Here is a 24,140-nt window from a genome sequence, read left to right on the forward strand (position 1 = left end):
AACCGCAGCGACGGCACCCCCGGAGACCTCCGGGCCGGCAGCCGCACCGCACGACAGACCGCGACCACGGGAGCCCCCTCTTGGCCATGCCGCCCGCTGCTTTCCGACACAGCACAGCCACGACGACCAAGCACATCTTCGTCACCGGGGGTGTCGCCTCCTCGCTCGGCAAGGGCCTGACCGCCTCCAGCCTGGGCATGCTGCTCAAGGCCCGTGGCCTGCGCGTCGTGATGCAGAAGCTGGATCCGTACCTCAACGTCGATCCGGGCACGATGAACCCCTTCCAGCACGGTGAGGTCTTCGTCACCAACGACGGTGCCGAGACCGACCTGGACATCGGACACTACGAGCGCTTCCTCGACCGCGACCTGGACGGCAGCGCCAACGTCACTACAGGCCAGGTCTACTCGACCGTGATCGCCAAGGAGCGGCGCGGCGAGTACCTCGGTGACACCGTGCAGGTCATCCCGCACATCACCAACGAGATCAAGCACCGGATCCGGCGCATGGCGACGGACGAGGTCGACGTCGTCATCACCGAGGTCGGCGGCACGGTCGGCGACATCGAGTCGCTGCCCTTCCTGGAGACCGTCCGCCAGGTGCGCCACGAGGTCGGCCGGGACAACGTCTTCGTCGTGCACATCTCGCTGCTGCCGTACATCGGCCCCTCCGGCGAGCTGAAGACCAAGCCGACCCAGCACTCGGTCGCCGCGCTGCGCAACATCGGTATCCAGCCCGACGCGATCGTGCTGCGCTGCGACCGCGAGGTCCCGACCGCGATCAAGCGGAAGATCTCGCTGATGTGCGACGTCGACGAGGCCGCCGTGGTCGCCTGCCCGGACGCCCGCTCGATCTACGACATCCCGAAGACCGTGCACGGCGAGGGCCTGGACGCCTACGTCGTGCGCAAGCTCGACCTGCCGTTCCGTGACGTCGACTGGACGACCTGGGACGACCTGCTGGACCGCGTCCACAACCCCGACCACGAGATCACCCTCGCCCTGGTCGGCAAGTACATCGACCTGCCCGACGCCTATCTGTCGGTCACCGAGGCGCTGCGCGCCGGCGGCTTCGCCAACCGTGCCCGGGTGAAGATCAAGTGGGTCACCTCGGACGACTGCAAGACCCCGGCGGGCGCCAAGGCGCAGCTCGGCGACGTCGACGGCATCTGCATCCCCGGCGGCTTCGGCGACCGCGGTGTGCTCGGCAAGGTCGGCGCGATCCGCTACGCCCGCGAGAACAAGATCCCGCTGCTCGGCCTCTGCCTGGGCCTGCAGTGCATCGTGATCGAGGCCGCGCGGAACCTCGCCGACATCCCGGACGCCAACTCCACCGAGTTCGATTCGGCCACCGGCCACCCGGTCATCTCCACCATGGCCGAGCAGCTGGACATCGTCGCCGGTGAGGGCGACATGGGCGGCACCATGCGCCTGGGCATGTACCCGGCCAAGCTGGCCGAGGGCTCGATCGTGCGCGAGGTGTACGACGGCAAGGAGTACATCGAGGAGCGGCACCGCCACCGCTACGAGGTGAACAACGCCTACCGCACGGAGCTGGAGAAGAAGGCAGGGATCCAGTTCTCGGGCACCTCCCCGGACGGCAAGCTCGTCGAGTACGTGGAGTACCCGCGTGACGTCCACCCGTACCTGGTCGCCACGCAGGCGCACCCCGAGCTGCGCTCGCGGCCGACGCGTCCGCACCCGCTGTTCGCCGGCCTGGTGAAGGCCGCCGTGGAGCGGAAGATCTCGCAGTAACACAAGAGTTGTACGGTGGCCGGGGCGCGGACATTCAGAACGATCGCGCCCCGGCCGCTCGTGCATGTGTGGAAGGACAGGGCATGACGATCAAGGACACCGCGGAGGAGTGGGAGATCCGGGCGACGGAGACCCCCTTCACGGGCAACAAGACCTCCGTGCGCACCGACGAGGTGGTCATGCCCGACGGCTCGGTGGTCCGCCGCGACTACCAGGTCCACCCCGGTTCGGTCGCCGTCCTCGCCCTGGACCGGGAGGACCGGGTCCTGCTGATCAAGCAGTACCGCCACCCGGTGCGCCACAAGCTGTGGGAGATCCCGGCCGGCCTGCTCGACGTGCCCGGTGAGAACCCGCTGCACGCCGCCCAGCGCGAGCTGTACGAGGAGGCGCACGTCAAGGCCGATGACTGGCGGGTGCTGACGGACGTCTACACCACGCCCGGCGGCTGCGACGAGGCCGTACGGATCTTCCTCGCCCGTGACCTGTCCGCCGCCGAGGGCGAGCGGTTCGCGGCGGAGCACGAGGAGACCGACATGGAGCACGCGCGCGTGCCGGTCGAGGAACTGGTGCGCGGCGTCCTGGCCGGTGGTCTGCACAACAACTGCCTGGTCGTCGGGGTCCTCTCCCTGATGGCCGCCCGCAGCGGCGACGGCCTCGACGCGCTGCGCCCGGCCGACGCCCCCTGGCCGGCCCGCCCCTTCGCTTCCTGAACCGCACCCGTTCGGCGTACTGGTGTGACCATCGCCTGATCCGATCAGGGGATTCGTCCGCCGCGCTCCTCCCGGCCCGTCGCAGCGCGTGAACTAGGCTCGTCGCGAGCGAGCCAAGAAGCGAGCCAGGAGAGGCGCACGTTCGTGGCGGGAGATCCGCCGGGCCTGCGCGTGCGGTGGGACGGGAGTGTGGCCCGTGACGGATCAGGCGGTGGACACAGGCTTCGTGCGGCTGTCGGCGCACGCGGACGCGGACGACCGTTTCCTGGGCCGTACAAGGGAGTTGAAGGAGCTGCGCGCCGACATCGAGCGCGCCGGTCTGGACACCCTCTCCGGCCGCAAGGCGCCCCGCGCGCGCGTGCTCCTGATCGCGGGCCGCCCCGGCTCCGGCCGCACCGCCCTCGCCGAGGAACTCGTACGACAGGTCGCGGACGGCTACCCGGACGGGGTGCTGCGGGCCCGGCTCAGCGAACCCGACGGCACCCCCGTCCCGGTCGCGCGCGCCGCCCGCGAGCTGCTCGCCGCACTGGAGCTGCCCGCCCCGGCCGGCGCCGCCGAGGACGACCTCACCGCGGCGCTGCGCACCGCCCTCGCCGACCGGCGCGCCCTGCTGCTGCTGGACGACGCGGCCGGCGCCGAGCAGGTCGACGCGCTGCTTCCGGAGGCCCCGGACTGCCTGGTCGTGGCCGTCTCCTCGGGTCCGCTCACCGGCATCGCGGACGTCAGGCCCTGCACCCTGGGCGGTCTGGACACCAAGTCCGCGGTGGAACTGCTCATCCGCTACACCGGCGCGGTCCGCGTCACGGTCGATCCGCGCTCCGCCGAGAGCCTGGTCGAGGCCTGCCAGGGTCATCCGGCAGCGCTCGTGCTGGCCGGCGGCTGGCTCGCCGCCCGTCCCAAGTCCGCCGTCTCCGACCTCGCCAAGCGGCTGCACACCGCCGACGACGGCACGGACGGCACCCCGCTGGCCCGCGTCTTCCGGCACGTGTACAGCGAGCTGCCCGGCCCGGCCGCCCGGATGCTGCCCCTGCTCTCCCTCGCCCCGGCCGGTCTGATCGACCCGCACACGGCCTCGGCCCTCGCCGGCTGCTCGGTCGACGCCGCCCGCGCCGCCCTGGACGACTTCGTCGCCGTCGGCCTGCTGCGCACGGTGGACTCCCCGCTGCCCCAGTACAAGGTCCCCGGCTGTCTGAACCCCCTGCTGCGCGCCCTCGCCGAGGGGCAGGAGCGGCCCGCGGAGCTGCAGCTGGCCCGGGCCCGGATGCTGGAGCGCACCGTGCGGCTGCTGCAGGCCTGCCGGGCGATCACCGAGACGGACAGCCCGCAGGCCCGGGAGAAGCTGAACGCCATGCCGCGCGAGGTGCGCTTCCCCAGTCCCCGGGCGGCCGCCGACTGGCTGCTCGTCCGGCGGCCCGCGCTGCTGGCGTCCGCGCGTCTCGCGGTGGCCGACGGCGAGCTCGACACCCTGGCCCGGCGGCTGATGTCCCAGCTGGTCAGGGCCCTGGTCGCGCATGTCGGCACCCAGGCGGCCGCCGCCGACCTGTACGACGTGCACAGCCTCGTCCTCGATGTCGCCGAGCGGCGGGGACTGGTCCGGGAGAAGGCCGCGGCGCTGCTGAACCTGGGTGACGTGGACGCGCAGACCGGCCGTACCCGGGCCGCGCTGGCACGATATCGGTTGGCTCTGGACGCCGGACGCAGAGCAAATGACCCGTACGCCACGGGTCGCGCAATGGAATCCGTAGGTGGCGCGTACCAGGAGCTCGGTGACTACGACCGGGCCGCCGACTGGTTCGGCCGGGCCCTGGCCGAGCGGCTGGCCCGCGGCGAGCGCGAGCAGGTCGCCCGGCTGTACGGCCGGATCGCCACCACCCACACCTACGCGGGCCGCTACGGCGAGGCCCTCAGGAACTGGCGGGCCGCCGTCGCCGGTCACCGCAGGCGCGGCGATGTCGCGGCGCACGCGCGGGCGTTGAGCGAGCTGGCCCGGGTGCAGGAGTACGCGGGGCGGTTCGAGGAGTCGCTGCGCACCTGCCAGGAGGCGGTGGAGTGGGCGCGGCGCGCCGAGGACGTCCGACTGCAGGCCGCGGTGCAGCTCCGGCTGGCCGACACGCTGGAGCACCTCGGGGACCCCACCGCCGCCCGTCTGCACCGCGCGGCGGCCGGGCGCATGCTGGACGAGGAGGCCCAGGAGAGTGGGACAAGCCCGAATCAAGACGCTAACGCCTGCGAAATCCGTAGTGCATCCAACGAAGATTGATGCAATGAAAGGCTAGACAGGCGGAACGCCTTCATTAAACTGGCTCTGCCGCACGTTCTCCTGCGGTGTCTCCCGGTGTGCTCTGCATGCCTGGGTATGTCATGTAATGCACCCCCCCATACCCTCTGAGCCAAGGACCGTGATCGACGTGAAGGTCGGCATCCCCCGCGAGGTCAAGAACAACGAGTTCCGGGTGGCCATCACCCCCGCCGGTGTGCACGAGCTGGTGCGCAGCGGCCACCAGGTCGTCGTCGAGCGGGGTGCCGGCCTCGGCTCCTCGATCACGGACGAGGAGTACGTCTCCGCCGGTGCCGCGATCCTCGACACCGCCGACGAGGTGTGGGCCACCGCCGACCTGCTGCTGAAGGTCAAGGAGCCCATCGCGGAGGAGTACCACCGCCTCCGCAAGGACCAGATCCTCTTCACCTACCTGCACCTGGCCGCCTCCAAGGAGTGCACGGACGCGCTCATCGAGTCCGGCACCACGGCCATCGCCTACGAGACCGTCGAGCTGCCGAACCGCGCGCTGCCGCTGCTCGCCCCGATGTCCGAGGTCGCGGGCCGGCTCGCCCCGCAGGTCGGCGCCTACCACCTGATGCGCGCGGCCGGCGGCCGTGGCGTGCTGCCGGGCGGCGTCCCGGGCGTGACCCCGGCCAAGTGCGTCGTCATCGGCGGCGGTGTCTCCGGCTGGAACGCCACCCAGGTCGCCGTCGGCATGGGCTTCGACGTGACCCTGCTCGACCGCGACATCAACAAGCTGCGCGAGGCCGACAAGATCTTCGGTACGAAGGTCAAGGCGATCATGTCCAACACCTTCGAGCTGGAGAAGGCCGTCCTCGACGCCGACCTCGTCATCGGCGCGGTCCTCATCCCGGGCGCCAAGGCCCCGAAGCTGGTCACCAACGAGCTGGTGGCCCGCATGAAGCCCGGAAGTGTTCTTGTCGACATCGCGATCGACCAGGGCGGCTGCTTCGAGGACTCCCACCCGACGACGCACGCCGAGCCGACCTTCAAGGTGCACAACTCGGTCTTCTACTGCGTCGCCAACATGCCCGGCGCGGTGCCCAGCACCTCCACCAACGCCCTCACCAACGCGACGCTGCCGTACATCGTCTCGCTGGCCAACAACGGCTGGGTCGAGGCGCTGCGCCGCGACGCCGCGCTCGCCAAGGGTCTCAACACCCATGACGGCAAGGTCGTTTACAAGGAGGTCGCAGAGGCGCACGGCCTGGAGTACGTGGAGCTGGAGTCCCTGCTCGGCTGACGCCCGGCCGACCCCGGTGGCCTGACGGACCGCTAAGTCAGCATCAGGTAAAAGGCGATTCGTCAACACATGTCGTCAACCCCGCGCATCCGGCCGGACCTTGCCCGACAAGGTCCGGCCGGATGTGTGTATGGTCACTTGGCGACTCTTGGTCAACTCGCCTCGAACGCAACCCTTCGACCGATTCGTACACCGGTGAAACCTGCTGTGCGACGGCCGTACGCCCTTGACAGCGAGATGTTTCATTGCCGACACATCCTGCCGGGTCCGGCGGATTGTGTTGCTGCGGACCGCCGACACGCCATAGAGTCGCCAACCGTCGGCATGGTGCCACGCTGACCTTGTCTAGAAGTTTCCTGGTCACCAAGGAGGTAAGACGACTTGTGAATGAGTCGACATTTTCTCCCGGGGGTGGTCAACCAGGAATGCCTGTACGGGGCCAGGGCTCCGCGGGATTCGAGGCTGTCGGCTCCGTAGCTGTGCGCACCTTCGCAGCCCACCAGAGTCCGGGACCGCAGACCGCCCGGACAGCACACCAGAGCATGGATGGCCATCACGTGAACGCCATGGCCGGCGACGGAAGTGGCGCGCCCCACAACCAATTCGCCGACTACGACGAACTGCCCGAGGGGCACTTCTACGACCCCGACGCCGAGTACGAGCCCGATCCCGAGTACGCGGCCACGCTCGCGCCCGACGCGGCCCGCCAGCGCCGCGAGCGCATCGGCCCGACCGGGCGCCCGCTGCCGTACTTCCCGATCCCGGGCCCGCTGACCGACCACGGCCCCGCGAAGATCATCGCGATGTGCAACCAGAAGGGCGGCGTCGGCAAGACGACGTCGACCATCAACCTGGGTGCCGCGCTCGCGGAGTACGGCCGGCGCGTGCTCCTCGTGGACTTCGACCCGCAGGGCGCGCTGTCGGTGGGACTCGGTGTCAACCCGATGGAACTCGACCTGACGGTCTACAACCTGCTCATGGAGCGGGGTATGTCCGCGGACGAGGTCCTGCTGAAGACGGCGGTCCCCAACATGGACCTGCTGCCCTCCAACATCGATCTGTCGGCCGCCGAGGTCCAGCTGGTCTCGGAGGTCGCCCGCGAGTCGACCCTGCAGCGGGCGCTCAAGCCGGTGATGCCCGACTACGACTACATCGTGATCGACTGTCAGCCCTCGCTCGGCCTGCTCACCGTCAACGCACTGACGGCCGCTCACAAGGTGATCGTGCCGCTGGAGTGCGAGTTCTTCGCCCTGCGCGGTGTGGCCCTGCTGACCGAGACCATCGAGAAGGTCCAGGAGCGGCTCAACCCCGAGCTGGAACTGGACGGCATCCTCGCCACGATGTACGACTCGCGCACGGTCCACAGCCGTGAGGTGCTGGCCCGCGTGGTCGAGGCCTTCGACGACCACGTCTACCACACGGTCATCGGCCGCACGGTCCGCTTCCCGGAGACCACGGTCGCCGGAGAGCCGATCACCACCTACGCCTCCAACTCCGTCGGTGCCGCCGCCTACCGTCAGCTCGCCAGGGAGGTGCTCGCCCGGTGTCACGCCGAGTGAGTCTGCCCGGGGCCGACGAACTCTTCCGTACGACAGGGGGGATGGCACTTCAGCCGTCGACTCCCCGGCGCGCGGCCAACGGTGAGGCCCGGGTGCCGGCTCCCGCGGGGGAGAGCGACGACATGGCCGCCGGCGAGGACGCACCGCAGTCGGTGCCCGTCCAGGGCGGCGACGGAGAGGGCGCGGAGCACGCCGCGGCGGAGGCGGAACCCGCCGACGCCGGCGAGTCCCGCACCCGGCCGTCCCGGCGGCAGGCGGCGCAGGAAGGTTCTGGCGCCGCTCAGCCGCGCAAGCGGGGGCGGGCGGCGTCGCGGCGGCCCAGCGGGCGCGAGCGGCACGACGAGAAGATCACGGTGTATGTCTCGGCCGAGGAGCTGATGGACCTGGAGCACGCCCGTCTGGTGCTCCGGGGCGAGCACGGGCTCGCGGTCGACCGCGGGCGGATCGTGCGGGAGGCGGTGGCCGTGGTCCTGGCCGACCTGGAGTCCCGCGGGGACGCGAGCATCCTGGTACGGCGGCTGCGGGGGCGGTAGGGGTAGCCTGCGGGGGCTATGACCTCGAAGGACGTTCCCCTCCCCGGCACCGGAGCCGGCCGTCGGCGTGCGTTGGGGCGGGGCCCGGGGGTCTCGCCGGTCGAGGTCGCGGGCCCGGCTGAGCCCGGTGGCGCGGAACCGGACGAGGCGCCCGGCGCGGTGCCGGAGGAGCCCGCGGTACCCGAGGAGCCCGCGGTACCTGAAGAGTCCACGGTTGCCGAAGAGCCCGCGGTTGCCGGGCCCTCTGCGGTTCCCGGGCCCGGAGAACCCCGTGACGGCGTCTTCAAGGTCCGGCTCGCCAACTTCGAGGGCCCCTTCGACCTCCTCCTCCAGCTGATCTCCAAGCACAAGATGGACGTCACCGAGGTGGCCCTCTCCAAGGTCACCGACGAGTTCATGGCGCACATCCGGGCCATGGGCCCCGACTGGGACCTCGACCAGACGACCGAGTTCCTCGTCGTCGCCGCCACGCTGCTGGACCTGAAGGCGGCCCGGCTGCTGCCCGCCGCCGAGGTCGAGGACGAGGCCGACCTCGCGCTGCTGGAGGCCCGCGACCTGCTGTTCGCGCGGCTGCTGCAGTACCGCGCGTACAAACAGATCGCCGACATCTTCAACCAGCGCCTCGACGACGAGGCCCGCCGCCGGCCCCGTACCGTCGGCCTGGAACCGCACCACGCCGAGCTGCTGCCCGAGGTCGTCATCACCATCGGCCCCGAGGGCTTCGCCCGACTCGCGGTCAAGGCGATGCAGCCCAAGCCCAAGCCCCGGGTCTACGTCGACCACATCCACGCCCCGCTGGTCAGCGTGCAGGAGCAGGCCCGGTTCGTCGTGACCAGGCTCAGGGAACTGGGCGAGGCGAGCTTTAGGGTGCTGGTCGAGGACACCGGGGACACCCTCACCGTCGTGGCCCGGTTCCTCGCCCTGCTGGAGCTGTACCGCGAGAAGGCCGTCGCCCTGGAGCAGGAGACCGCGCTCGGGGAGCTGCTCGTGCGCTGGACCGGCGGGGACGCGGACACGGCACCGATGGTCACCGACGAGTTCGACCGGCCGCCCGAGCCGCCCAAGGAGGAGAAGAAGCCATGAGCGAGCAGACCACGGAGGTACCGGCCGGGCTGCGGTCCGTGGCCGGTCTCGACCTCAAGCCCGCCCTGGAGGCGATGCTCATGGTCGTGGACGAGCCCGCGACCGAGGAGCACCTGGCGAAGCTGCTGGAGTGGCCGAGACGCCAGGTGGCGGACGCACTGCGGGAACTGGCCGACGAGTACGCCGTGCAGGGCCGCGGCTTCGAGCTGCGGTTCGTCGCCGGCGGCTGGCGTTTCTACACCCGCGCCGCGTACGCGCCGGCCGTCGAGCGGCTGGTCCTGGACGGCCAGACCGCCCGCCTCACCCAGGCGGCACTGGAGACCCTCGCGGTGGTCGCCTATCGCCAGCCGGTCAGCCGCAGCCGCGTCTCCGCCGTACGCGGAGTCAACTGCGACGGCGTGATGCGCACCCTGCTGCAGCGCGGTCTGGTCGAGGAGGCGGGCACGGAACCCGAAACAGGTGCGATCCTGTACAGGACGACGAACTACTTCCTGGAGCGGATGGGCCTGCGTGGCCTGGACGAGCTTCCGGAGCTCGCGCCCTTCCTCCCGGAGGCGGAGGCGATCGAGGCCGAGACCCAGGAGGGAGTCCCGTCGTTCGATCCGGACGCGCCCGACGCGCCCGGTGTTGAGGACGCAGACGACTAAGACGGAACTTTGATGCGAAGCAGCGGCAGCGGAAAGAGCGGCGGACGCGGTAACCACCGCGGTGCCGGCAACAACAGGGACGAGCGGCAGGGGCAGGGCCGTCCCCGCAAGCCCCGCCCCGAGGAGCGCCGCTACGACGTGGGCCCCGGCGCCTCCCAGGACGGCCCCAAGTCCGGGCGCGGCGGCAGCGCGCGCGGCGGCGCCAAGGGCGGCCCGAAGAAGCCCCAGCAGGGGCGCGGGCGTACCGCTCCGGCGCGCTCGCGGGAGTACGAGACGCGCGCCGAGGAGCGCAACCGGGAGCGCTACGAGGGCAAGAAGGACATCAAGCTGCCCAAGACCTTCCCGGGCGCCGAGCAGGAGGGCGAGCGGCTGCAGAAGGTCCTCGCGCGGGCGGGCTACGGCTCGCGGCGGGCCTGCGAGGAGCTGATCGAGCAGGCGAGGGTCGAGATCAACGGCGAGATCGTGCTGGAGCAGGGCCGACGGGTCGATCCGGAGAAGGACGAGGTCAAGGTCGACGGCCTGACGGTCGCCACGCAGTCGTACCAGTTCTTCTCGCTGAACAAGCCCGCCGGTGTCGTCTCCACGATGGAGGACCCGGAGGGGCGCCAGTGCCTCGGGGACTACGTCACCAACCGCGAGACCCGGCTCTTCCACGTCGGCCGGCTGGACACCGAGACCGAGGGCGTCATCCTCCTCACCAACCACGGTGAGCTGGCGCACCGCCTCACGCACCCCAAGTACGGCGTGAAGAAGACCTACCTCGCGGCGATCGTCGGCCCGATCCCGCGCGACCTGGGCAAGCGTCTGAAGGACGGCATCCAGCTGGAGGACGGCTACGCGCGCGCGGACCACTTCCGGGTGGTCGAGCAGACCGGCAAGAACTACCTGGTCGAGGTGACCCTGCACGAGGGCCGCAAGCACATCGTGCGCCGGATGCTGGCGGAGGCCGGCTTCCCGGTCGAGAAGCTGGTGCGCACCTCCTTCGGCCCGATCACCCTCGGCGACCAGAAGTCGGGCTGGCTGCGGCGCCTGTCGAACACCGAGGTCGGCATGCTGATGAAGGAAGTCGACCTCTAAACCGCCTTGCTGTGATCACCATCCCCGCTTATTGTCAGAGTGACGATAAAAGGGGATGGTGATTCGCGTGTCCGAACGCGCCGCAACGGGAGCACTCCTCGGCCTCGCCCTCGGCGACGCCCTCGGCTTTCCGGCCGAGTTCCACGACGTGCCGCAGATCCTCGCCACGTGGGGGCCCTGGCGTGAGATGGAGCTGCCGGGACGCGCCCGCGTCTCCGACGACACGCAGATGACCCTGGCCCTCGGGCGCGCCCTGCGGACCGCCATGGAGCGCGGAGCCCTCGCCCCGAAGCGGCTGGAGCGGCCGCTGCGCGAGGAGTTCGTGGACTGGTACCACTCGCCGGAGAACAACCGCGCCCCGGGCCGTACCTGCCTGACCGCGTGCGCCTTGCTGAAGGAGGACGGCCGGGCCTGGCAGGACGCCAGCCAGATCGGCTCCAAGGGCTGCGGCGCCAACATGCGGGTCGCGCCGATCGGGCTCGTCCCCGGCCTGAGTGACGAACAGCGGTCCGGCGCCGCCCAGTTGCAGTCCGCCCTCACCCACGGCCACCCCACCGCGCTCGCCGCCTCCGACCTCACCGCGCACGCCGTCCGTCTGCTCGCCCAGGGCGCCGACCCGGTCGGACTCGTCGGACAGCTGCGCTCGTACGCGCTCGACCACCGGACCCGGTACGACCGCACCTGGCTCGGCGACCTGTGGACCCGGTCCCAGGACCCCAGCCCCGAGCACTTCGTCGCACGCGGCTGGGACGAGTGCCTGGCGGTCCTGGAGCGGCTCCAGGAGGCCGTGCGGACCGTCTCGCCGGAGACCGACCCGTGCCTGGCCACCGGAGCGGGCTGGATCGCCGAGGAGGCCTTCGCCACCGGGCTGCTGTGCTTCCTGCTCTTCCCCGACGAGCCCGTCACCGCCCTGCGCCGGGCCGCCTGCTCCTCCGGCGACTCCGACTCCATCGCCTGCCTCACCGGCGCCTTCGCGGGCGCCTGGCTGGGCGCGGACGCCTGGCCGGCCGACTGGGCCGCGCGGATCGAGCACCGGGAGGACCTGTTGGCGCTGGGCGCACTCTGGGACGCTTAGCCCCATGATCGAAGATCTCGACATCGACCTCGCACCCGTGGTCGCGGAACAGCCCGACCCCCTGCTGTTCGCGACCGTCTCCGGAGCCCATCTGTACGGCTTCCCCTCGCAGGACTCCGACGTGGACCTGCGGGGCGTCCATCTGCTTCCCGCGGCCGACCTCGTCGGACTGCGCGAGCCGGAGGAGACCCGCTCACGGACCTGGGTGCGCTACGGCGTCGAGCTGGACCTCGTCACCCACGACCTGCGCAAGTTCGTCCGGCTGATGCTGCGCCGCAACGGCTATGTCCTGGAGCAGCTCCTCTCGCCCCTGGTCGTGCGGACCACCGAGGCGCACCGCGAGCTGGCCGCGCTCGTGCCCGGCGTCCTCACCGGCCACCACGCCCACCACTACCGGGGCTTCGCGCTGACACAGTGGCGGCTGTTCGAGAAGACCGGCGAACTCAAGCCGCTGCTCTACACGTTCCGGGTGCTGCTCACCGGCATCCACCTCATGCGCAGCGGCGAGGTCCAGGCCCACCTGCCCACGCTCCTGGAGCTGGTCGGCGCACCGGGCTACGTGCCGGACCTCATAGCGGCCAAGGGCGAGCGGGAGCACGGGGCGGCCGGCATCGAGCACGCGCACGTGGCGGCCGACGTGGAGCGGCTGCACACCCTGCTCGACGAGGCCCAGGCCGCCTCATCCCTGCCGGAGGCGCCCACCGCGTACGACGCCCTGCACGACTTCGTCATACGGCTCCGTCTGCACGGCTGAGTCCCCGGGGCAGGCGTGCGCCCGCACGGCTGAGTCCCGGCGTGCCCGGAACAGGAAGTCGGCCACGCGTGCGTGGTCCGGCTCCGCCGGCAGCGGGGTGTGGTCCAGGGCCCGCTCCGTCTCCGCCCCCAGCCGGGCCATCCACGCCTCGACGCCGGCCCAGGGGAGCTCGCCCCGCTTCACCGCGAGCAGCGGCTCCCGCTGGTCACCGACCTCGATCCGCAGCTCGCCGGTGCGCAGCAGGTCGCGGGCGGACATCAGCAGACGCAGCAGGTGCATGGCGTGCTTCCAGCGCGGGGCGCCCGTCGTGCGGACGTCGGCGTCGAGCTTCCTGCGCTGGCCGAGGGCGTAGCGCGTGAAGGTGCCGTAGACCTGCCGGGAGAGGAAGGCGTCGCGCAGGGACAGCAGCTCCCGGCCGGTGTCGTCCATGCGCTCCACGAGCGGGGAGTGCAGGCACTCCAGGATGTTCGGATTGCCCCGCAGCGCCAGCTCGCAGAACCGCTCCAGTTCCCAGGAGAACTGCTCCTCGCCCGGCCCCTCCACATGCGTCGGCGGCTTCTCGAACCGCCAGTACAGGAAGGTGGGGGCGAGGAACACGCCCCGCCGGTCGGTGTCGCTCGTGTCCGTCGCCAGACCGAAGGCCCGGGAACCCATGACACAGGCGTAGACGGTGTGGTCGCGTACCAGGGTCTCGGGCTGCATGCCGGGAGCGTACGCGGCCCCCTCAGCTCAGGTGGATCGAATTCGCCTCCACCGTGATCGACTTCTGCGGAAGCGGCTTGGTCGCGGGGCCGTGGGCCACCGCGCCGTCGGCGATGTGGAACTTGCTGCCGTGACAGGGGCAGTCGATCGTGCCGTCCGCGACCGTGCCGACCGTGCAGCCCATGTGGGTGCAGATCGCCGAGAAGGCCTTGAACTCGCCCTTCTTCGGCTGGGTGACGACGACCTTCTGTTCCTTGAAGATCTTCCCGCCCCCCTCCGGGATGTCACTCGTCTGCGCCAGATCCTTCCCGTGGGAGGAGCCGGAGACCGGTGCCCCGGAGCCCGGGGAGGTGGGGGCCGGGGAGGCGGGCGCCGGAGACGAGGGCTTCGCGGACGACGCCACCGGGGAACTCTTGCCGTTGCTGCCGCCGCATCCCACGCATCCCGCGGCGAGCGCCGCCGCGCCCGTCGCCAAAGCCGTGCGCCGCGTCGCGGGCTGGTTCATGTCACCACTCCGTACAGACGTTGGAGGACAGGGTCCGTTGAAGAACAAAGGGCTGAACCGGTGCATACCGGATCAGCCGCATCGTCTCAGCGATCGGGCGCCGTGCGCCGTGTCCGCGCGGGCTGACTACGCTGGACGGACCAAGAACAGATCCGCACGTCAGCAGGGAGCAGCGCCGTGGCGGTACGAGCGGTCCGGGGGGCCGTCCAACTGGAGCGGGACGAGGCCGGACACATGGACGAGCAGGTCGGAGCCCTGCTCACCGCGGTCCTGGAGCGGAACGGGCTGACCACCGACGACCTGATCAGCATCTGGTTCACGGCCACCCCCGACCTGCACAGCGACTTCCCGGCCGCGGCCGCCCGCAAGCTCGGCATCGTCGACGTGCCCCTGATCTGCGCGCAGGAGCTGGACATCGAGGGCGCCATGCCCCGGGTCGTGCGGATCCTCGCGCACATCGAGTCGGACAGGCCCCGCGCCGACATCAGCCACGTCTACCTCGGTGCCGCGGCCGCCCTGCGCAAGGACATCGCCCAGTGAGAACCGCACTCGTCATCGGCACCGGCCTCATCGGCACCTCCGCCGCCCTGGCACTCGTCCAGCGCGGCGTCGTCGTCCACCTCGCCGACCACGACCCCGAACAGGCCCGCACGGCCGCCGCGCTGGGCGCCGGCACCGATGAGGCCCCCGAAGGCCGCGTCGACCTGGCGGTCGTGGCCGCCCCGCCCGCGCACGTGGCCGGTGTCCTCGCGGACGCCATGCGCCGCGGCGTGGCCCGCGGCTACCTGGACGTGGCCAGCGTCAAGGGCGGCCCGCGCCGCGAGCTGGAGGCGCTCGGCCTCGACCTGACGGCGTACATCGGCACGCATCCGATGTCCGGCCGGGAGAAGTCCGGCCCGCTGGCCGCGACCGGTGACCTCTTCGAAGGCCGCCCGTGGGTGCTCACCCCGACCCGGGACACCGACACCGAGGTGCTGAACCTCGCCCTGGAGCTGGTCTCCCACTGCCGGGCCGTCCCGGTGGTCATGGACGCCGACGCCCATGACCGTGCCGTCGCCCTCGTCTCGCACATGCCCCACCTGGTGTCCAGCATGGTCGCCGCGCGCCTGGAGCACGCCGAGGAGGCCGCCGTACGGCTGTGCGGGCAGGGCATCCGGGACGTGACCCGGATCGCCGCCTCCGACCCGCGCATGTGGATCGACATCCTGTCCGCGAACCCGGGACCGGTCGCCGACCTGCTCTCCGACGTCGCCGCCGACCTGGGCGAGACCGTCGAGGCCCTGCGCGCCCTGCAGTCCGCCGACGAGGCCAAGCGGAGCGAGGGCACCGCCGGCATCGAGGACGTGCTGCGCCGCGGGAACGCGGGCCAGGTGCGGGTACCCGGCAAGCATGGCAGCGCCCCGCGGGTGTACGAGACCGTCGTCGTGCTCATCGACGACCAGCCCGGCCAGCTGGCCCGCATCTTCGCGGACGCGGGACGGGCCGGGGTCAACATCGAGGACGTGCGCATCGAGCACGCCACCGGGCAGCAGGCCGGTCTGGTCCAGCTTTCCGTGGAGCCCAAGGCGGCAGCCGTCCTGAAGGAGGCGCTCCGTGAGCGCGGGTGGGCTCTGCGGCAGTAGGGACCGCCGGCGGATCCCGTGTGCGTCCGGACGAGTGACCCGCACCCAGTAACCTTGTGCAGGGCGCTCTCGCTCCCCGCATCCCGCCCGCACCGCACCAGGAAGGTGTCCCTCCGTGGAAAACGGCGCCGCCCCGACCGCCAAGCCCGTGATCGTCGCGATCGACGGCCCCTCCGGCACCGGCAAGTCGAGCACGTCGAAGGCCGTCGCCGCGCAGCTCGGCCTGAGCTACCTGGACACCGGAGCCCAGTACCGGGCGATCACCTGGTGGATGGTGACCAACGGCATCGACCTGGAGGACCCGACCGCCATCGCGGCCGTCGCCGGCAAGCCGGAGATCGTCTCCGGCACGGACCCGGACAAGCCGACCATCACCGTCGACGGCATCGACGTGGCCGGCCCGATCCGCACCCAGGAGGTCACCTCCAGGGTCAGCGCGGTCAGCGCGGTGCCCGAGGTGCGCTCCCGGATCACCGAGCTGCAGCGCTCGCTGGCCGCCGGCGCGGAGCGCGGCATCGTCGTCGAGGGACGTGACATCGGTACGACCGTCCTCCCCGACGCCGACCTGAAGATCTTCCTCACCGCCTCTCCGGAGGCCCGCGCGGCCCGCCGCAGCGGCGAGCTGAAGGGCGCCGACGTCCACGCCACGCGTGAGGCGCTGATCAAGCGGGACGCGGCCGACTCCAGCCGCAAGACCTCGCCGCTCGCCAAGGCCGACGACGCGGTCGAGGTGGACACCACCGAGCTCACCCTCGCCCAGGTCATCGAGTGCGTCGTCACCCTGGTCGAGGAGAAGCGGGCCGGGAAGTGAGCCTTCCGTCACGCGGGGAGGACGGCCTTCCCTCCGCACGGGGTGCCGAGGTCGGCCGGCGCATCGGCGTCGGCCTGATGCACGGACTGTGGAAGCCGCGGGTGCTCGGCGCCTGGAAGGTGCCGGCCACCGGCCCGGTGATCTTCGCGGTGAACCACTCCCACAACATCGACGGCCCGATGGTCATGGGCGTGGCCCCCCGGCCGACGCACTTCCTGATCAAGAAGGAAGCCTTCATCGGCCCGCTGGACCCCTTCCTGACCGGCATCGGCCAGGTCAAGGTGGACCGCGCCGCGGCCGACCGCACGGCGATCGGCCGGGCCCTCGGCGTGCTGGAGGCCGGGGGAGTGCTGGGCATCTTCCCGGAGGGCACCCGGGGCGAGGGCGACTTCGCCTCGCTGCGCGCCGGGCTCGCCTACTTCGCGGTCCGCGGCGGGGCGCCGATCGTGCCCGTCGCCGTCCTGGGAAGCTCCGGCAGGCGCGGACGGTTGATAAAGGGGCTCCCGCCCCTGCGCTCGCGCATCGACGTCGTCTTCGGCGACCCCTTCGACGCGGGGGACGGCAGCGGACGGCGTACGCGCAGGGCGCTGGACGAGGCGACCGAGCGCATCCAGAAGCAGCTCACCAGCCACCTGGAAAACGCCAGGCGCCTGACCGGGCGCTAGGCGACACTTGAGTAGTGGATCAGCCGGGAGAAAGCCGGGCGATCCACCGATCACCACGAACGAACGAGGTACGGACTTCATGAACGACCAGATCCAGCCCGACGGCTCGGACGCGTACGAGGGCGCGCACGAGTACGACCACGGGGCTCTCGGCGACGCCGAGTACGCGGAGTTCATGGAGCTCGCCGCGGAAGAGGGCTTCGACATCGAGGACGTCGAGGGCGCCATCGAGGCGGCGGGCCACGGTCCGCTGCCCGTGCTCGCCGTCGTCGGCCGCCCCAATGTCGGCAAGTCGACCCTGGTGAACCGGATGATCGGCCGCCGCGAGGCGGTCGTCGAGGACCGGCCGGGCGTCACCCGTGACCGCGTCACCTACGAGGCCGAGTGGGCCGGCCGCCGCTTCAAGGTCGTCGACACCGGCGGCTGGGAGCAGGACGTCCTCGGCATCGACGCCTCCGTGGCCGCCCAGGCCGAGTACGCGATCGAGGCGGCCGACGCCGTCGTCTTCGTCGTGGACGCCAAGGTGGGCGCGACCGACACCGACGAGGCCGTCGTCCGGCTGCTGCGCAAGGCCGGCAAGCCGGTCGTGCTGTGCGCCAACAAGGTCGACGGCCCGAGCGGCGAGGCCGACGCGGCCTACCTGTGGAACCTGGGCCTCGGCGAGCCGCACCCCGTCTCGGCCCTGCACGGCCGCGGCACCGGTGACATGCTCGACGCCGTCCTGGAGGTCCTGCCGAACGCGCCCGAGCAGTCCTTCGGCACCGCGATCGGCGGCCCCCGCCGCATCGCGCTCATCGGCCGCCCGAACGTCGGCAAGTCCTCCCTGCTGAACAAGGTCGCGGGCGAGGAGCGCGTCGTCGTCAACGAGATGGCGGGCACGACCCGCGACCCGGTCGACGAGATGATCGAACTCGGCGGCAAGACCTGGAAGTTCGTGGACACCGCCGGCATCCGCAAGCGCGTCCACCTCCAGCAGGGCGCCGACTACTACGCCTCCCTGCGCACGGCCGCCGCCGTGGAGAAGGCCGAGGTCGCGGTCGTCCTGATCGACGCCTCCGAGAACATCTCCGTGCAGGACCAGCGGATCATCACCATGGCCGTCGAGGCGGGCCGCGCGATGGTCATCGCCTACAACAAGTGGGACACCCTCGACGAGGAGCGCCGCTACTACCTGGAGCGGGAGATCGAGACCGAGCTGGGCCAGGTCGTCTGGGCCCCGCGCGTGAACGTCTCGGCGCGCACCGGCCGCCACATGGAGAAGCTGGTCCCGGCGATCGAGACCGCCCTCGCCGGCTGGGAGACCCGCGTCCCCACCGGCCGCCTGAACGCCTTCCTCGGCGAGCTGGTCTCGGCCCACCCGCACCCGGTCCGGGGCGGCAAGCAGCCGCGCATCCTGTTCGGCACCCAGGCCGGCACCAAGCCGCCGCGGTTCGTCCTGTTCGCCTCCGGCTTCATCGAGGCGGGCTACCGCCGCTTCATCGAGCGCCGGCTGCGCGAGGAGTTCGGCTTCGAGGGCACCCCGATCCACATCTCGGTGCGGGTGCGCGAGAAGCGCGGCGCGAAGAAGAAGTAGCAACAGCGGTACGACGTGAAGGGCGGCGCCTGGAGAACCAGGTGCCGCCCTTCACCGTGCGCCGGTCACACGCCCCGGCGCGGCCCCGGAGGAAGGGCCGCCGGCACATGCTGCATCCCGGTGTCGTGCTGTTGCCGGCCCAGCGTGCCGATCCGCTGCCACTGCGACTGCTGCCGCGCGCTGTAGGCCCCCGCGCTGTAGGCGCTGTACGAGCTGCTGAACGACCCCGCCCGGTGCCCGCCGTAGCCGCCCGTGCGGTCCGGAAGCTGACCGAAGGGGCTGAACCTCAGCCCCTCCTCCCCGCTCCGGTCGCCCGGCAGCGTGCGGAAACTCTTGACCCACTCCGCGTAGAGCGAGTCGTAGATCGGCGTGGCCGAGGCACCACCAGCCCCTTCCTGCCCCGTCCGGGCGGAGGGAATGGAGGAGAACGAGGACCGGCGGGGAGAAGTGTCGTATGCGTGCACGTATGTCCAAACGACGGCCCCCCTAAAGAGATGCGGTCCCGCAGCATGCCTTTAGGGGCGCGCGGAACTGCGCGAACCACCGCGTACCACCCGCGGCCGCCCACGCACCACAGCGCCCCGCCCCGCAGGCGAGAAGATCACGTACCCGCGAGAGGCATCGCCGCGGCGACCAGCTTCCCGTTCGCCGCCGCCTTGTCGAGGGAGTCCCGCAGCAGGTCCTCGCGCGGCTGCCGCCCGATCGACCCCACCGGCGCCGCGAACATCAGCACCTGCTGGTGCTTGTTGGCGGCGGCCCGCCAGCTGTCCGTCACCTGCAGCGGCTGATGCGCCTGCCACCAGGCGACCGGCTGCCCGCCGCCCGCCGACGGCTGCAGCACCGCGTGCAGCTGGCCCGCGGCCAGCAGCACCGACCAGCCGTGCAGCACCGGCGGCACCGACGTCAGCTCGGTCACCGGCATGAACCCCTGCTCGATGAGGAGCGGGAGGAAGTCGTCGCCGTCCCCGGTGGTGCCCGGACGCACGATCGGCGAGGTCGGCTCGACGACCAGCGCCGGGTGCAACTCGCCCTCGACCAGGACGAGTCCGCTGGTCACGCCGAGCACCGCCTGCTCGGCCGCCGCCTGCCGCGGCCCGCCCGTGGCGGCCCCGCCGGCGATCCCGCCGATGGAGCGGACGGCGCCCTGCAGCTGCTCCTCGGTGACCTGGACGACCTGCGAGGGAAGACAGCTGGCGTGGGCGAAGGCGAGGACGGCGGTCTCGTCGCCGACGAACAGAACGGTGCTGGTGCGCTCCTGCTCGGAGTCGCCCGGGGTGCGGCAGGACGTGCAGTCGTAACTGCCCGGGGCGTTCTCTCCGGCGAGCAGCCGGTCGGCTTCTTCGTCGCCGATCTCGGCGCGTACGGCGTCGCTGACGTCGAGCATGCGCGGCACGGTGGCTCCCTCGGGATGCTGTGCTGGGTCGGCCGGGTGGCTCCCGGCCGATGAGCCCCGGGGTTCCGGGCTCATGAAGAAGACAACGGGCGTCCTGTGGTGGGGGTCACGCCCCGGCGACAACCGGTTCGAACCAACCAGCGCACACGGTCACCTTGTGTGCGGAATCCGCCACTCACGGTCAACTCCTTGCCGCGTCAAGGAACTTGACAGGGTGAAGTGGGTCACAGATCGCTTCCGTCGTTGGTCGATAAATCAGGAAATCAGCGCATGTAGTGGGTGGCTGAAAATTGCCGATACTCGCGGTAACGGGCAACTGGCCTGGAAGGACGGGCAGTTGGTTGATTCCGGCCGCTCGACCTCCCTACATTCCTCCGCCGTGTGCAACGAGCACCGCTCGGGTACGTCCGACGACCGGCACCGGCACGGCACCACCGCCGGCACCGGCCACGCGGACGGGGCGGGCACGAGCAACCGCGCTCCTGCGCGGCGAGGCGTGCGCCGCCCGGGGGAGCCCGGGTTCGTGGAGAGGGAATTACATGTCCGAGTGTGCCGATACCACCCGCAGCACCGCCCGTCACGACAGCGCCCGCAAGGGCCGGACGACGGCCGCGCTCGCCGGAGCCGCCCTGCTGGCCCCGCTGGGTCTGCTGGCCGCCACCGGCAACGCCGCAGCGGCGGACAACGGGGTGTGGGACCGCATCGCCCAGTGCGAGAGCGGCGGCAACTGGCACATCAACACCGGCAACGGCTACTACGGCGGGCTCCAGTTCTCCGCCGGCACCTGGCGCGCGTACGGCGGCACCGCCTACGCCCCGACGGCCGACCAGGCCTCCCAGGGCGCGCAGATCGCCGTCGCCACCAAGGTCCAGCACGCCCAGGGCTGGGGCGCCTGGCCCGTCTGCTCGGCCCGCGCCGGAGCCTTCGGTGCCGCACCCGCGGCGGCGCACACCGGCTCCTCCGGCACGGCGGCCTCGAAGGGCGTGACGACGAAGTCCACCCCGAGGTCCGCGCCGGCCAGGTCCGCCCCGGCCACCACGCCGGAACGCCCGGCCGCCCCGACGGGCCGCAGCGCCTCCCGCGGTGACTACACCGTCCGCGAGGGTGACACGCTCAGCGCCATCGCCGCCCGGCACGGCACCACCTGGCAGCGGATCTACACCGCCAACAAGAAGGTCATCGGCGACGACCCCGACCTGATCGTGCCCGGCCAGCGCCTCGCGCTCTGAGCCGCGCCCGGTTTGCCCGAGACAGCCACTGTCCCCATCGAGGACAGTGGCTGTCCGCATCCCCTGGCAGACTCGCACCCATGTTGGAGACCTCGGCACGCCTTCTACGCCTCCTGTCGCTGCTCCAGGCCCACCGCGAGTGGTCCGGGGCCGAACTCGCCGGCCGGCTCGGCGTCACCCCGCGCACGGTCCGCCGGGACGTGGACCGGCTGCGCGAGCTGGGCTACCCGGTCAACGCCAGCCCCGGCACCGGCGGCGGCTACCAGCTGGGCGCGGGCGCCGAGCTCCCGCCGCTGCTGCTGGACGACGACGAGGCCGTCGCCGTGGCCGTGGGCCTGCGCACCGCCGCGGGCCAGGGCATCGAGGGCATCGGGGAGACCTCCGTACGCGCCCTCGCCAAGTTGGAGCAGGTGCTGCCGAACCGGCTGCGCCGCCGCGTGAGCGCCCTGAACGCCTTCACCGTGCCGATGCTGCGCGGCGGTCCGACCGTGTCGCCGGTCGACCCGGCGCTGCTCACCGAACTCGCGCACCTGTGCCGGGACGCCGAGCGGCTGCGCTTCGAGTACCGGAGCCACGACGGGGCCGCCAGCCGGCGTACCGTCGAGCCGCACCGGCTGGTGTGCAGCGAGCGGCGCTGGTACCTGGTCGCCTGGGACGTCGACCGGGCGGACTGGCGGACGTTCCGCGTCGACCGGATCACCCCCAGACCGCCGCACGGGCCCCGCTTCACCCCGCGTCAGCCGCCCGCCGAGGACCTGGCCGCCTATGTCTCGAAGGGCGTCTCCACGCGCGCGTACGCCACGCAGTCCGCCGTACGGCTGCTGGTGCCGCTGCACGAGGCCGCCGAGCGGATCTCGCCGTCCGCCGGCACGCTGGAGGCCGACGGTGAGGACGCGTGCGTCCTGCGCTCCGGCGCGGCGAACCCGGACCTGATGGTCGTTCACGTCATGATGCTGGGCTTCCCGTTCGAGGTGATCGAGCCCGCCGAGCTGACCGAGGCGATCACGAGGATCCGGGACCGGCTCGACGCGGCTCTGGCCCGGGGCGCGGCGCCTGCCCCGCGTACTCCGGGTGGTGCAGGTCGAACGCCGGGGACTCCGAGCGGATCCGGGGCAGCGTGACGAAGTTGTGCCGGGGTGGCGGGCAGGAGGTCGCCCACTCCAGGGAGCGGCCGTAGCCCCAGGGGTCGTCGGTGTCGACCTTCTGCCCGTACCGGGCCGTCCTCCAGACGTTGTAGAGGAACGGCAGCGTCGACAGCCCCAGCAGGAACGCGCCGATCGTGGAGAGCGTGTTGAGCGCGGTGAAGCCGTCGGCCGCCAGATAGTCGGCGTACCGGCGGGGCATGCCCTCGGCGCCCAGCCAGTGCTGCACGAGGAAGGTGGTGTGGAAGCCGACGAACAGCGTCCAGAAGTGGATCTTCCCGAGCCGCTCGTCCAGCATCTTGCCGGTGAACTTCGGCCACCAGAAGGAGAAGCCGCCGAAGACCGCGAAGACGACCGTGCCGAAGACCACGTAGTGGAAGTGCGCGACGACGAAGTACGAGTCCGTGACGTGGAAGTCCAGCGGCGGGGAGGCCAGGATCACCCCGGTCAGCCCGCCGAACAGGAACGTCACCAGGAAGCCCACCGACCACAGCATCGGTGTCTCGAAGGACAGCGAACCCCCGAGCATCGTGCCGGTCCAGTTGAAGAACTTCACGCCCGTCGGCACGGCGATCAGGAACGACATGAAGGAGAAGAACGGCAGCAGCACCGCGCCGGTCGCGAACATGTGGTGCGCCCACACCACGACCGACAGCCCGGTGATCGCCATGGTCGCGCCGACCAGGGTCAGATAGCCGAAGACCGGCTTCCGGCTGAAGACCGGGATGATCTCCGTGACGATCCCGAAGAACGGCAGCGCGATGATGTACACCTCGGGATGCCCGAAGAACCAGAACAGGTGCTGCCACAGCAGCGCCCCGCCGTCGCCCGCCTCGAACACCTGTGACCCGAACCGCCGGTCCGCCTCCAGGACCAGCAGCGCGGCGGCGAGCACGGGGAACGCCAGCAGGATCAGGACCGACGTGAACAGGGTGTTCCAGGTGAAGACCGGCATCCGGAACATGGTCATGCCCGGTGCGCGCATCCCGATGATCGTGGTGACGAAGTTGACCGCGCCGAGGATCGTCCCGAAGCCCGACAGGGCCAGACCCATGATCCACAGGTCGGGCCCGACACCGGGGGAGTGCGTGGCGTCGTTGAGGGGCGCGTAGGCGAACCAGCCGAAGTCGGCCGGCCCGTCGGGGGTGAGGAGCGAGCCCAGCACGATCAGCCCGCCGAAGGCGAACAGCCAGTACGACAGCATGTTCAGCCGCGGGAACGCCACGTCAGGAGCGCCTATCTGCAACGGCATCAGTTCGTTGGCGAAACCCGCGAAGCTCGGGGTCGCGAACAGCAGCAGCATGATCGTGCCGTGCAGGGTGAACAGCTGGTCGTACTGCTCGGCGGTCATGATCTGCAGCCCCGGCCGGGCCAGCTCGGCGCGCATCAGCAGCGCCATGACCCCGCCGGCCAGGAAGAAGCCGAACGCCGTGATCAGATACAGATGCCCGATCTTCTTGTGGTCGGTGGTGGTGAGCCAGTCGACCACCACCCGTCCGGCCCGGTTCCTGCCGCGCACCGGTCCTGCCGTCGCCCGTACGGTCTCGGTCCCCATCGCTCGCTCGCCCCTCCGCGTCCGGCGCTCGGGCCCGCCCCAGCCCGCGGCACGCGTACCCGCGAGCAGGCGCCATGATGCGCGCGGGGCCGCCTGCTCCCCCCGGGGGGCGTGCGGCGGTCGTGTGCCGGATCCGTGAAATTCCTATGCGGCGTCAGCTGCCCGGGGACGACTCCGGATTGGCTGGGGAATCCCGTTCCGGGCAGCAGCCGGAACGGCGCTGCGGC

The 24,140-nt window shown here is 71.4% G+C and carries 23 protein-coding genes; 18 read left to right on the forward strand and 5 right to left on the reverse strand.

What is annotated here, in order from left to right; all coding sequences use genetic code 11:
- The first annotated feature begins 86 nt into the window (after positions 1–86).
- The 11 genes from pyrG (at position 87) to IE244_RS15525 (ending at position 12,716) form a co-directional block, all read left to right on the forward strand.
- A complete protein-coding gene (gene pyrG / locus IE244_RS15475) occupies positions 87–1,754 on the forward strand; it encodes a CTP synthase (RefSeq protein ID WP_191874108.1) in 1,668 nt (555 codons plus the stop codon).
- Positions 1,755–1,837: 83 nt separating this feature from the next.
- On the forward strand, positions 1,838–2,464 hold the full coding sequence (locus IE244_RS15480; RefSeq protein WP_191874109.1) for an NUDIX domain-containing protein: 627 nt from the start codon (positions 1,838–1,840) through the stop codon (positions 2,462–2,464).
- 196 nt (positions 2,465–2,660) lie between these two features.
- Complete coding sequence (locus IE244_RS15485) at positions 2,661–4,724, forward strand: tetratricopeptide repeat protein (protein ID WP_191874110.1); 2,064 nt, start codon at positions 2,661–2,663, stop codon at positions 4,722–4,724.
- A gap of 148 nt (positions 4,725–4,872) precedes the next feature.
- The gene (gene ald / locus IE244_RS15490) at positions 4,873–5,988 is read left to right on the forward strand and encodes an alanine dehydrogenase (protein WP_191874393.1); all 1,116 of its coding nucleotides are present in this window, start codon (positions 4,873–4,875) and stop codon (positions 5,986–5,988) included.
- Between the two features lie 425 nt (positions 5,989–6,413).
- On the forward strand, positions 6,414–7,547 hold the full coding sequence (locus IE244_RS15495) for a ParA family protein (RefSeq protein ID WP_191874111.1): 1,134 nt from the start codon (positions 6,414–6,416) through the stop codon (positions 7,545–7,547).
- A complete protein-coding gene (locus tag IE244_RS15500; protein WP_191874112.1) occupies positions 7,532–8,080 on the forward strand; it encodes a hypothetical protein in 549 nt (182 codons plus the stop codon). The genes IE244_RS15495 and IE244_RS15500 overlap by 16 nt, the downstream gene beginning before the upstream one ends.
- 18 nt (positions 8,081–8,098) lie before the next feature.
- Entirely contained in the window at positions 8,099–9,163 is a 1,065-nt protein-coding gene (locus IE244_RS15505; RefSeq protein WP_191874113.1) for a segregation and condensation protein A, read from the forward strand.
- Positions 9,160–9,810: an SMC-Scp complex subunit ScpB gene (scpB, locus tag IE244_RS15510; protein WP_191874114.1), complete on the forward strand. Its 651-nt coding sequence runs from the start codon at positions 9,160–9,162 to the stop codon at positions 9,808–9,810. The genes IE244_RS15505 and scpB overlap by 4 nt, the downstream gene beginning before the upstream one ends.
- 12 nt (positions 9,811–9,822) lie before the next feature.
- Positions 9,823–10,887, forward strand: coding sequence for a pseudouridine synthase (locus IE244_RS15515; RefSeq protein WP_191874115.1), 1,065 nt, complete (start codon positions 9,823–9,825; stop codon positions 10,885–10,887).
- A gap of 55 nt (positions 10,888–10,942) precedes the next feature.
- Positions 10,943–11,962: an ADP-ribosylglycohydrolase family protein gene (locus tag IE244_RS15520; RefSeq protein WP_191874116.1), complete on the forward strand. Its 1,020-nt coding sequence runs from the start codon at positions 10,943–10,945 to the stop codon at positions 11,960–11,962.
- A 4-nt stretch (positions 11,963–11,966) separates the two neighbouring features.
- Positions 11,967–12,716 carry a nucleotidyltransferase domain-containing protein gene (locus tag IE244_RS15525; RefSeq protein WP_191874117.1) on the forward strand — a complete coding sequence of 250 codons (750 nt, stop codon included), beginning with the start codon at positions 11,967–11,969 and terminating at the stop codon, positions 12,714–12,716.
- Here the strand turns inward: IE244_RS15525 and IE244_RS15530 are convergent.
- Both IE244_RS15530 and IE244_RS15535 read right to left on the reverse strand, forming a co-directional pair.
- Positions 12,642–13,418 carry a nucleotidyltransferase domain-containing protein gene (locus IE244_RS15530; protein WP_191874118.1) on the reverse strand — a complete coding sequence of 259 codons (777 nt, stop codon included), beginning with the start codon at positions 13,416–13,418 and terminating at the stop codon, positions 12,642–12,644. The two genes, IE244_RS15525 and IE244_RS15530, sit on opposite strands and share 75 nt — an antisense overlap.
- A gap of 22 nt (positions 13,419–13,440) precedes the next feature.
- Positions 13,441–13,923, reverse strand: coding sequence for a Rieske (2Fe-2S) protein (locus tag IE244_RS15535; RefSeq protein ID WP_191874119.1), 483 nt, complete (start codon positions 13,921–13,923; stop codon positions 13,441–13,443).
- A 177-nt stretch (positions 13,924–14,100) separates the two neighbouring features.
- Here IE244_RS15535 and aroH point away from each other — a divergent pair, with 177 nt between their 5' ends.
- The 5 genes from aroH (at position 14,101) to der (ending at position 18,594) form a co-directional block, all read left to right on the forward strand.
- Complete coding sequence (gene aroH, locus IE244_RS15540) at positions 14,101–14,463, forward strand: chorismate mutase (RefSeq protein WP_031162390.1); 363 nt, start codon at positions 14,101–14,103, stop codon at positions 14,461–14,463.
- On the forward strand, positions 14,460–15,545 hold the full coding sequence (locus IE244_RS15545; RefSeq protein ID WP_191874120.1) for a prephenate dehydrogenase: 1,086 nt from the start codon (positions 14,460–14,462) through the stop codon (positions 15,543–15,545). The genes aroH and IE244_RS15545 overlap by 4 nt, the downstream gene beginning before the upstream one ends.
- A 115-nt stretch (positions 15,546–15,660) precedes the next feature.
- Positions 15,661–16,356 carry a (d)CMP kinase gene (gene cmk, locus IE244_RS15550; protein ID WP_191874121.1) on the forward strand — a complete coding sequence of 232 codons (696 nt, stop codon included), beginning with the start codon at positions 15,661–15,663 and terminating at the stop codon, positions 16,354–16,356.
- Positions 16,314–17,021, forward strand: a complete 708-nt coding sequence (locus IE244_RS15555) for a lysophospholipid acyltransferase family protein (RefSeq protein WP_191874122.1) — start codon at positions 16,314–16,316, stop codon at positions 17,019–17,021. Before cmk ends, IE244_RS15555 begins: the two co-directional genes overlap by 43 nt.
- 79 nt (positions 17,022–17,100) lie before the next feature.
- Complete coding sequence (gene der, locus IE244_RS15560; protein ID WP_191874123.1) at positions 17,101–18,594, forward strand: ribosome biogenesis GTPase Der; 1,494 nt, start codon at positions 17,101–17,103, stop codon at positions 18,592–18,594.
- 65 nt (positions 18,595–18,659) lie between these two features.
- On the opposite strand, the gene IE244_RS15565 is transcribed toward der, so the two are convergent.
- Both IE244_RS15565 and IE244_RS15570 read right to left on the reverse strand, forming a co-directional pair.
- The gene (locus IE244_RS15565) at positions 18,660–19,058 is read right to left on the reverse strand and encodes a hypothetical protein (RefSeq protein WP_191874124.1); all 399 of its coding nucleotides are present in this window, start codon (positions 19,056–19,058) and stop codon (positions 18,660–18,662) included.
- Between the two features lie 137 nt (positions 19,059–19,195).
- Positions 19,196–19,987, reverse strand: coding sequence for a DUF8842 C-terminal domain-containing protein (locus tag IE244_RS15570; protein ID WP_191874125.1), 792 nt, complete (start codon positions 19,985–19,987; stop codon positions 19,196–19,198).
- Positions 19,988–20,526: 539 nt separating this feature from the next.
- Here IE244_RS15570 and IE244_RS15575 point away from each other — a divergent pair.
- A complete protein-coding gene (locus IE244_RS15575; protein WP_191874126.1) occupies positions 20,527–21,216 on the forward strand; it encodes a transglycosylase family protein in 690 nt (229 codons plus the stop codon).
- An 80-nt stretch (positions 21,217–21,296) separates the two neighbouring features.
- Complete coding sequence (locus IE244_RS15580) at positions 21,297–22,337, forward strand: helix-turn-helix transcriptional regulator (protein ID WP_191874127.1); 1,041 nt, start codon at positions 21,297–21,299, stop codon at positions 22,335–22,337.
- On the opposite strand, the gene ctaD is transcribed toward IE244_RS15580, so the two are convergent.
- Complete coding sequence (gene ctaD, locus IE244_RS15585; protein ID WP_191874128.1) at positions 22,219–23,913, reverse strand: aa3-type cytochrome oxidase subunit I; 1,695 nt, start codon at positions 23,911–23,913, stop codon at positions 22,219–22,221. The genes IE244_RS15580 and ctaD overlap by 119 nt on opposite strands.
- Between the last annotated feature and the right edge of the window lie 227 nt (positions 23,914–24,140).

The sequence above is a fragment of the Streptomyces filipinensis genome, from assembly GCF_014649495.1.
GTDB lineage: Bacteria > Actinomycetota > Actinomycetes > Streptomycetales > Streptomycetaceae > Streptomyces > Streptomyces filipinensis.